This is a genomic window from Pseudophaeobacter sp. (genome assembly GCF_039971195.1).
Taxonomy (GTDB): Bacteria; Pseudomonadota; Alphaproteobacteria; order Rhodobacterales; family Rhodobacteraceae; genus Pseudophaeobacter.
Genome location: NZ_JBDWPJ010000051.1, coordinates 1 through 8772, shown reverse-complemented (window position 1 = coordinate 8772; position 8772 = coordinate 1). Strand labels below are relative to the sequence as shown.

Below are 8772 nucleotides of genomic sequence, written 5' to 3'. Positions count from 1 at the left end.
CCGCGAGCCCCCAGTCATTGGCTGGATGCCTGCCCTTTCAGTTTATTGCAAAGATCCCGATGGCCATTCAGTTGAATTCATTGCCAAAATTCCGGACTTGCCTGACCCAGATTTTGGCCATGGACCCTATAGCTCCTGGGTCGCACGGGTGCCGGAAAAATCTCCTTAAGCTTGCATCTATCGGGCAACTGGTCATGCTGTGAAAACCACTCTATTCAGAGCACCACTCTCCCCTTCGAGAGATCTGAAAAGGACCCCGCCATGATCACTGCCCGTCTGCACGGCCGCCTTGGCAATCAAATGTTTCAATACGCCGCCGCGCGGGCGCTGGCGCAGCGTTTGCTGACGACTGTAGCGCTGGACAGTCGCGAGGCTGAGCAGCGCGGTGAGGGGGTTCTAACCCGTGTCTTTGATCTGCGACTGACGGCGCCCAGCGCCCTGCCACCGCTGAAAAAACTACAGCCCCTGCGCTATGGGCTTTGGCGTGGGCTGGGCTTGGTGCCTAAGTTTCGCCGCGAACGCGGGCTGGGCTATAACCCGGCCTTTGAGACCTGGAGCGATGGCAGCTACCTGCACGGTTACTGGCAAAGCGAGACCTATTTTGACAGCATCCGCGAAATGATTCGCGCCGATTTTACCTTCCCGGAGTTCAGCAGCACCCAGAATGCCGATATGGCGGCGCAGATCTCAGCCGAAAACGCGATCTCGCTGCACGTGCGCCGCGGCGATTATGTCGCGCTCGAGGCACACGGGCTTTGTGATCAGGCCTATTACGAGGCCGCCCTGCAGCGCCTGCTGCAGGATCTGCCAGGGCCAGAGCCCACCATCTATGTGTTTTCCGACGATCCCGACTGGGCCAAGGCCAATCTGCCGCTGCCCTGTGCCAAGATCGTTGTCGATTTCAACGGGCCAAAAACCGATTTTGAAGACATGCGCCTGATGAGCCTGTGCAAGCACAATATCATCGCCAACAGCTCGTTTTCCTGGTGGGCCGCCTGGCTTAACCGCAATCCCGACAAACGGGTGGCAGGCCCCGCCACTTGGTTTGGAGACCCCAAGCTGAAAAACCCCGACACCCTGCCCAGTGACTGGCTGAAGGTCTCAGCCTGAGCGGCCATCATATTCGATTTCAGAAGCTGGCCTTGGCGCGGAACTTCATTGATTCACCACTGTCAGGATGTTTGATCCGCAGCTCTTCGGAATGCAGCATCATGCGGGGGTGGTCGCGGCCCTCAGCACTGGCATAAAGCGGATCGCCAAGGATCGCATGGCCCAGAGCCATCATATGCAGACGCAGCTGATGGGTACGGCCAGTTTTAGGCGTCAGCCGGACGCGGGTCTCACCCGGCCCGTATTTCACCACGCGATACTCCGTCAGCGCCGGTTTACCTGTGTCGTGACAGACCATCTGCCGGGGCCGGTTGGGCCAGTCCACAATAAGCGGCAGATCGACCTCTCCGGCGCGCGGTTCCAGATGGCCTTCCAATCGTGCCACATATGCCTTTTTGGCACTGCGCTTTTCAAACTGCATCGACAGATGCCGCTGCGCATGGGGCGTCACCCCAAAGATCAAAATCCCCGAGGTATCGCGGTCCAGCCGGTGCACCAGCAGCGCTTCGGGGAAGGCGGCCTTCACACGGGTCAGCAGGCAATCAGCCAGATGTTCGCCGCGCCCCGGCACGCTTAGCAATCCGGCGGGTTTGTTCAGCACCAAGATCTGCGCATCATGGTGCAGGATCTCCAGCGGGTCCTGCGGTGGGGTATAGTCACTTGAAACAGCCATGGGTGCTGCCTACTGCGCCTTGCCGCCCACGGCAAGTTCCCGTCACGTCGCCCTTGCCGCCGGCGCCTTTGATACGCAAGCTCTGGCACAACAAACAAGGGAGAGAGACCATGCATCCAACCATTACCCGCATGCAGGAAGTTGTCGCCAAGGGCGATGAAGAGGCCATTCTAGGCCTGCTGGCCGAAGATGTGACCTTCAAGCCGCCAACCTATTGGAAAACCTGGACCGGACGGGAACCGGTGGCGGCTGTGCTGGGCCATGTCGGCAAGATCTTCACCGAATTCCGCTATCGCCGCATCATGGGCGACGGCAATGACTGGGCCATGGAGTTCCAGTGCAAAGTGGGTGATCTGGACACTGTTGGTGTCGATCTGATCACCCTGAACGACGACGGGCTGATCCAGAATTTTGAAGTGGTCATGCGCCCCTACAAAACCATTGGCGCCCTGCGCGAAGCTATCAATGCCCGTGTCATGACCGACGCGCGCTTTTTGGAGTTCCGCAAATCCCTGAGCTGAGTATCTTGCGCCAGATCTGCAAATTCACAATAAGACTGGCGCTTCCCCATGCTGGCGATTGACCAAATCCTGCGCCTGCCGCTGCTGCCTCTGCTCTTGCTCCAGGGCATAGCAGTGCGGCGGCGGGCGCTGATCCTGCCAGAACCGAGCGGGCCACGTCAGGGGCAGTGCGGCTCCGGTCCGCTTTTGCGGCTGCTGATCGCCGGAGACAGCTCTGCTGCCGGGGTTGGAACCTCGGATCAGGCGCAAGCGCTAAGCGGCCAAATGGCAGCGCAGCTCGCCACGAATTTTGAGCTGCACTGGCAGCTGCAGGCCACCACCGGGCATAAAACCCGCGATACCCTTGCCCAGCTCGCAGCCCTGCCAAAACAGCGTTTTGATGTTGTAGTGCTGGCGCTGGGGGTCAATGACGTGACCTCTGGCACCTCTCGCCGCGGCTTTGCCCGAGAGCAATCACAGCTGATGCAGCTACTGGAAGACCGGTTTGAACCAGACTTGATCCTGGCCAGTGGGGTGCCACAGATGCAGCTGTTCCCGGCCCTGCCGCAACCGTTGGCCTGGGTGCTGGGTCGACAATCCACCCGGCTCGACACCGTGCTGAAAGCCGAGGCGCAAAACCGGCCAAATGTGCTGCATCTGCCTTTTGAACTGCCCCAAGACCCGGATCTGGCGGCCAAAGACGGCTATCACCCCAGCGCGCAGGCCTATCACCTTTGGGCCGAGCTTTTGGTGCAGCACATCCACGCCCAGCTAAAGACGTAGACCTAGGCCGAGGGTTTTGGCTGGCTGCGCAATTGCTGGATCAATGGGATCGAATAGATCACCAGGGCGGCCCAGATCATCGGGAAAGCAATCATCCGGGCGCGGCCAAATTCTTCGCCAAAGACAAAGACCGCGATCAGGAAAATCATCGTTGGCGCGATATACTGCAAAATCCCGATGGTCGAGAGCCGCAGCAATTTGGCGCCATTGGCATAGACGATCAGCGGCACAGCCGTCACCAACCCGCAGCCCATCAGCAGCCAGATGTCAGCGCCGTGGAAATGGGTTCCGCCAGTGGCGGACAGATAGGCGAGGTACCCCAGCGCCGGCGGGGTCAGGATCAACACTTCGAGCATAAATCCCTGATTGGGACCAACCGACAACTGTTTCTTGAAGAAGGCATAAAAGCCCCAGCTCAGCGTCAGGGCCACGGCGGCCCAGGGCAGCCGTCCGGCCTCGACCGTCAGCACCACCACCGCTGCGGCGGCCAGGGCAATGGCAACCAGCTGCGTGCGTGTCAGCCGCTCACGCAGCAAAAGCGCGCCCAGCGCGATGCTGAACAGCGGATTGATGTAGTAACCAAGTGCGGCGTCCAGGGCATGGCCGGTGGCAATCGACCAAACATAAATGCCCCAGTTCACCGAGATCAGCGCCGCCGTGACGCAGGCCATGCCGAGGGTTTTTGGGTTTTTCAGCGCCGCGCGAAGATCTTTGGTGCGGCCCAGAAGGATCAACAAAATACCCGCCACCGGCACCGACCACAACACCCGATGCGCCACCACTTCTGCGGCAGGAACATGCTCCAGCAGCTTCATGTACAGCGGCAAGAACCCCCAAAGCACATAGGCCGAAATGGCAAAGGCCAGCCCCTGCGGGGTATCGGTATTCTCGCGCGTTTGCTGGGTCATCTCGGGCCTCCTCTGACGCATCTTTATGGCAGTTTGCGACAAAAGAAGAAGCCGAGTTTCTGTTACACCTCCAATCACCATTGGTGATGGGTCGCGGGCAATGCAGGCGCAAAAAACAAGGCGGATAGGGGCCGATCAGATGTCTCCGACCTGCTCTCCATTCAAGGCGGTCAATCGGGAGGCCGCCTGTTGCAGAGGCGGCAGGAATTCCAGGATCTGGCTCAGCGAGCGACGCTGCACCGGCGCATGAACAGAGAGGGTTGCCATCAAACGCCCCTGCGGATCATTGATCGGCACGGCAATCGCCGCCATGCCGGTCATGAATTCCTCATCATCGGTGGCATAGCCGCGCTCGCGGGTCTTTTGCAGCTCTTCGCGCAGGGCCTCGGGCGCGGTGATGCTCTGTTTGGTTTGCGGCTCCAGGGGTCGCGCCGACAGCACGCTGTTCAGCGTCGTGCTGCGCAGGGTGGACAGATACATCTTGCCGCTGGCGGTACAATGAAAGGGCACCTGGGTGCCGATGGGCAATTGAATGCGCAGCGGCCATTTGGTTTCAACCCGATCCAGATAGGTCATGCCTTCGCGGTCCGGGGTTGCCAGATTGCAGGTCTCGCCAATTTCCTCGGCCACGGCCTTAAGGATGGTCAGACGCGCGGTGCGCAGATGTTCAGACGAGATGGTATTGACCGCCAGCGCCCGCAGGCGCGGGCCAGGACCATAGGAGCGACCATCCAGATCGCGTTGCAAAAAGCCTTCTTCTTCGGCGGTTTGCAACAACCGGTGCAGGGTGGGTTTTGGCAGGCCCAGGGCCTGCACCAGCTGTGCAGGTTTTACGGCAACGCCACGCCGGGCGACCTCTTCCACGATCAGCAACAATCTCAAATTGGTTGGGATCTGCGTCTCTTTGGCGGAGGTCGGCTCGTTTGGCATGGCGTCACATCTATCTATTGGGCAGCAGGATCAGAGCAAGGTCAGGCACCAGGGCAACCAGTATCCAGACGCTCAGCAACGCCGCAAGGTAGGGCACGGTATAGCGCAGCAAACGGAAGTAGGGAACGCCCGTTACACCGGATGCGACATAGAGGTTAAGCCCATAGGGTGGCGTGATGAAGCCAATCGAAGCCCCCACCAGGAAGATCACCGAGAAATGGATCGGATCAATCCCGACCGAGGCCGCAATCGGCGCCAGGATCGGTGCCAGGATTATCGTCACCGGCAGGCTTTCCAGCACCATGCCCGAGAAGAAGACAATCACCATCGAGGTAAAGAGCACTGCGTGATAGCCGCCCATCGAGGTCACAAAATCACCAATGGTCTGCTGCGCCCCCAGCAGCGACAGGATCTGCTGCATCACCACCGAGATTGCAATCAGCGGCGCCAGAATGCCGGTGATCTGAGCCGACCGCACCACCACCGAGGGAATTTGCGGAATGGTGAAGCCTTCGACCACCAACATTTCGGCATAGGATTTCTCCGAAATCGGCTTGTCCTTGCGCGATCCCATGATCCGGTTAAGCGGATAGCTCACCAGCCCGGCGATTACACAGAAGCCAACGGTGACCCCCGCCGCCTCGGTTGGGGAGAATTTGCCGGTGTAGATCCCCCAGAGCACCAGACCGATGGCAAAGAAGCCAAGCCAGGCACCAAAGGCAGTTTTCAGGACACGGGTCAGCTGCAGCGGGATCAGATGGCCCCAGCCGTTGATGCGGCAGATCACCCAGCAGGCCAGCTGCATGCCGATCACCATCAGCGCTCCGGGCAGGATGCCGGCCACAAACAGCTCTGAAATCGGCAGGTTCAGCAAGAACCCATAGACGATAAAGATGATCGAGGGCGGGATGATGATCCCCACCGTGCCACCCGCTGCAGCCGTCGCCGCCGAGAAACGTTCGTCATAGCCACCTTTGACCATTTCGGGATGCAACATCGAGCCAATGGTGGCGGTTGTCGCCGAGTTCGAGCCAGAAATGGCGGCAAACAACCCGCAGGCGCCCAGCGCTGCCATGGCAAGCCCGCCACGCAGCCAGCCCAGACAGGCATAGGCAAAATCCGATAATCGCCGGGCAATCCCCGACTGGTTGATCAAATCCCCCGTGAGGATAAACAGCGGCATCGCCAGCAGGGCAAAGCCCTTGTTGAAGACGTTCAGCAGCTCGGCACCCATATTGTCGAGCGTCAGCCCCAGCACAAAGGAGCAGCCAATCACCCAATAGGCGATGACCAACAGCACCGGCACGCCGAGCATGAACAAAAAGGTGACCCCAAGCGAGATCAATGTGACCCAGGAACCGTCAGTCATCAGATATCTCCCCCGATTACTGCCTGCTTGATCAGCGGTGCCCCAGAGCGCCAGTTCGCCAGATCCTCGATCAGGTTTTCAAACACCCGTGCTACCATCAGCACAAAGGACATCGGCGCGGTGATCAGAAACCACCACTGCATGACATTGTCGGTGCCCAGCACGATCTGAAAATTCGAGGCCGACAGCGCCGTCATCCGCGTGGTGGTGACCAGCACAATCACCGCAAAGACAAACCACAGCACGGCATCCAGCATCAGGCAGGCCAGCTGGCCGCTCCGTGGCATCATGGTGCGAAACTCGGCAAAGCTGAGGTGGGTGCGCAGCCGCACGTTAAAGGCCGCGCCAAACCAGGCCATGATCATGAAAAGCAGCGGCGGAATGGTGGTCGACCAGGGCTGCTGATTGGAGAAAATGAACCGATCAATAACCCCCCAAAAGATGATGAAGGCAATCGCCAGATAGCTATAGACCATGATGGTGCGTTCAAGATGCCGGTCCAGCCAGGGCAAAAGCCTATACACCCCCAACATGATGATACCGCCCAGCGCGGTGGCAAGGGTGCCAAAAACCCAGGCGCTGTCGGTTTTGAGCGCATTGCGGATTTCCCAGCTGTCTTGCGACATGAATGCACGAATTATGTCGCTGATCTCAGACCAGAGTCCCATCTCTTCCTCCCTGATGTCCGCCGGGCCGCGCCGGTAATTTGGACAAATGAGATCGGCGCGCAAATGCACGCCGATCCGTGATCATCTTGCCTGTGACTAGGACTTCCACCAGCGCCGGGGTTCGACGTTTTCCGGCTTCATATCTTTGGGCACCTGACGGGCAATGTCATAGATTTCCTGATAGGTATCGATGCCACCGGCCCAGCCGTTCAAACGTTCGCGCCACTGTTCCCAGAGCTGCGGCTGGAACTCGGGCGAGCACATTTCCTCGGCCATCTTGATCTGGTCATCGGCCAGGAAGGCATTGCGCACGTTGTTCTCGGCAAAGATCGTTCCGGGCATCTGCGGATCGGAATGACCAACAGTTTTGACCAGCGCCGCCTCGTTGGCCGCCTGTACATGGGTCTGGGCCCAATAGGCACTCTCCATCACCGCGTCCTGCAGATAGCCTTCGAGACCATCAAAGACCGCAGCGCTCATCGAGGTGTGTTCCGTGCCGCAGAAGAATTTCAGATCTACCGACTGGCTGACCACGGGCGACATATTGGCGTAGGCCACAGCCGAGGCCCAGGTTTCAGCACCGTCGATCAGACCCTGCTTCAGCCCATCCAGAGTTTCCTCCCAGGCCACCGGCACCGGGTTGAGGTTCAGCGCCTGCATGGCAATCCGGCCCAGCTGTGTCCCGGTCACCCGGTTCTTGGTGCCAAAAAGTTGCTCCAGCTTGGTCACGGTTGGCTTGTCTTCCCAACCCAGACCCAGCTGAATGCCGCGCAGCTCGCAATGGCTGAACAGGAACTTTAGCCCGTGCCGTTTTTCCAGCGGGTCACGGAGGATGCGCTGCGATTCGGGGCTGTACAGGAAATGGTACTGCGAGGCCCGACCGGGGAACATATAGGCATAGTCGAGCACGTTCAGATAGGGCGCGCCGCCTGCCGAGTTCTGGGTCGAAGCGGCATAGATATCCACGATGCCCTGCTGGGTTTTCTCCACGCAGGATGTCTGACCACAGATCTGGTTGTTGCCAATAAATTCAATCCGAATTTCGCCATCCGTGCGGCTTTCCAGATCGCGGGCAAACTCCAGCGCACCAGCGCGTTCAATCAGCAGATTCTGGGCGTTAAACCCGGATGCACCAAACTTTAGCGTGTGCTTAGCGGGCTTAGTAAACCGCTTCTCATATGTTGATTCCGCAGCGGATGCGAGATTGGCCAGGCTCATGGCCCCTCCAAAGCCCCCCGCCGCCAAAAGTGTCGAGCTCATACCGTAGCGGCCAGCAACCCGGAACAGGTCCCGCCGCGAGATATGATGAAGATTCTCCTTGAGTCCCATAGTCTTCCTCCCTAGATGATCATTATTGAGACGTTTCATCTCAAAAAAAGCTAGTCTAATTCATGCAATTTGCATAGAGTTTTTTTCGTGACCAACTGGAGGGACGGGTTTTGGAGGCTGATTATATCATCGTAGGCGCGGGGTCTGCGGGCTGTGTCCTTGCCAATCGGCTGAGCGCAGACCCCAGCAAGAAGGTGATTCTTCTGGAGGCTGGCGGCCGGGACCTCAATCCCTGGATCCATATCCCCGTTGGCTATTTCAAAACCATACACAACCCTAAGGTGGATTGGTGTTATAAAACCGAACCCGATCCGGGACTAAATGGCCGCTCGATCGAATGGCCACGCGGCAAGGTGCTGGGCGGGTCTTCCTCGCTCAATGGGTTGCTCTATGTGCGCGGGCAATCACAGGATTATGACCGCTGGCGTCAGATGGGCAACGAAGGCTGGGGCTGGGACGATGTGCTGCCGCTGTTCAAACGCTCGGAAAACAACGAACGCGG

Annotated in this window: 10 protein-coding genes; 4 read left to right on the top strand and 6 right to left on the bottom strand. The window is 58.9% G+C overall.

The annotated features are described in order from the left end of the window. Nucleotides 1-261: 261 nt before the first annotated feature. A complete protein-coding gene (locus tag ABJP42_RS04525; RefSeq protein WP_348338738.1) occupies nt 262-1110 on the top strand; it encodes an alpha-1,2-fucosyltransferase in 849 nt (282 codons plus the stop codon). A gap of 19 nt (nt 1111-1129) precedes the next feature. Here ABJP42_RS04525 and ABJP42_RS04520 read toward each other — a convergent pair whose 3' ends face one another. After that, on the bottom strand, nt 1130-1783 hold the full coding sequence (locus ABJP42_RS04520; RefSeq protein WP_348338736.1) for an RluA family pseudouridine synthase: 654 nt from the start codon (nt 1781-1783) through the stop codon (nt 1130-1132). A gap of 110 nt (nt 1784-1893) precedes the next feature. On the opposite strand from ABJP42_RS04520, the gene ABJP42_RS04515 reads away from it, so the two are divergent. Then, on the top strand, nt 1894-2304 hold the full coding sequence (locus tag ABJP42_RS04515; RefSeq protein ID WP_348338734.1) for a nuclear transport factor 2 family protein: 411 nt from the start codon (nt 1894-1896) through the stop codon (nt 2302-2304). A gap of 48 nt (nt 2305-2352) precedes the next feature. Further along, on the top strand, nt 2353-3066 hold the full coding sequence (locus tag ABJP42_RS04510) for an SGNH/GDSL hydrolase family protein (RefSeq protein ID WP_348338732.1): 714 nt from the start codon (nt 2353-2355) through the stop codon (nt 3064-3066). 2 nt (nt 3067-3068) lie between these two features. Here ABJP42_RS04510 and rarD read toward each other — a convergent pair whose 3' ends face one another. The 5 genes from rarD to ABJP42_RS04485 all read right to left on the bottom strand — a co-directional run bounded on the left by rarD (nt 3069) and on the right by ABJP42_RS04485 (nt 8270). Beyond that, entirely contained in the window at nt 3069-3974 is a 906-nt protein-coding gene (gene rarD / locus ABJP42_RS04505) for an EamA family transporter RarD (protein WP_348338730.1), read from the bottom strand. A gap of 135 nt (nt 3975-4109) precedes the next feature. Further along, the gene (locus ABJP42_RS04500; protein ID WP_348338728.1) at nt 4110-4904 is read right to left on the bottom strand and encodes an IclR family transcriptional regulator; all 795 of its coding nucleotides are present in this window, start codon (nt 4902-4904) and stop codon (nt 4110-4112) included. 10 nt (nt 4905-4914) lie between these two features. After that, nucleotides 4915-6273: a TRAP transporter large permease gene (locus ABJP42_RS04495; RefSeq protein ID WP_348338726.1), complete on the bottom strand. Its 1359-nt coding sequence runs from the start codon at nt 6271-6273 to the stop codon at nt 4915-4917. Next, nucleotides 6273-6941 (bottom strand): TRAP transporter small permease, encoded by a 669-nt coding sequence (locus ABJP42_RS04490; RefSeq protein ID WP_348338724.1) that lies wholly within the window; start codon nt 6939-6941, stop codon nt 6273-6275. Before ABJP42_RS04490 ends, ABJP42_RS04495 begins: the two co-directional genes overlap by 1 nt. 96 nt (nt 6942-7037) lie before the next feature. Next, nucleotides 7038-8270 (bottom strand): TRAP transporter substrate-binding protein, encoded by a 1233-nt coding sequence (locus ABJP42_RS04485; RefSeq protein ID WP_348338722.1) that lies wholly within the window; start codon nt 8268-8270, stop codon nt 7038-7040. 110 nt (nt 8271-8380) lie between these two features. On the opposite strand from ABJP42_RS04485, the gene ABJP42_RS04480 reads away from it, so the two are divergent. Next, on the top strand, nt 8381-8772 hold a 392-nt coding region (locus tag ABJP42_RS04480), incomplete at its 3' end, for a GMC family oxidoreductase (protein ID WP_348338721.1).

Excerpts from the sequence above, each read along its gene's own strand:
- ABJP42_RS04525 (WP_348338738.1), top strand. The coding sequence starts at position 262 with ATGATCACTGCCCGTCTGCACGGCCGCCTTGGCAATCAAATGTTTCAA.
- ABJP42_RS04520 (WP_348338736.1), bottom strand. The coding sequence starts at position 1,783 with ATGGCTGTTTCAAGTGACTATACCCCACCGCAGGACCCGCTGGAGATC.
- ABJP42_RS04515 (WP_348338734.1), top strand. The coding sequence starts at position 1,894 with ATGCATCCAACCATTACCCGCATGCAGGAAGTTGTCGCCAAGGGCGAT.
- ABJP42_RS04510 (WP_348338732.1), top strand. The coding sequence starts at position 2,353 with ATGCTGGCGATTGACCAAATCCTGCGCCTGCCGCTGCTGCCTCTGCTC.
- rarD (WP_348338730.1), bottom strand. The coding sequence starts at position 3,974 with ATGACCCAGCAAACGCGCGAGAATACCGATACCCCGCAGGGGCTGGCC.
- ABJP42_RS04500 (WP_348338728.1), bottom strand. The coding sequence starts at position 4,904 with ATGCCAAACGAGCCGACCTCCGCCAAAGAGACGCAGATCCCAACCAAT.
- ABJP42_RS04495 (WP_348338726.1), bottom strand. The coding sequence starts at position 6,273 with ATGACTGACGGTTCCTGGGTCACATTGATCTCGCTTGGGGTCACCTTT.
- ABJP42_RS04490 (WP_348338724.1), bottom strand. The coding sequence starts at position 6,941 with ATGGGACTCTGGTCTGAGATCAGCGACATAATTCGTGCATTCATGTCG.
- ABJP42_RS04485 (WP_348338722.1), bottom strand. The coding sequence starts at position 8,270 with ATGGGACTCAAGGAGAATCTTCATCATATCTCGCGGCGGGACCTGTTC.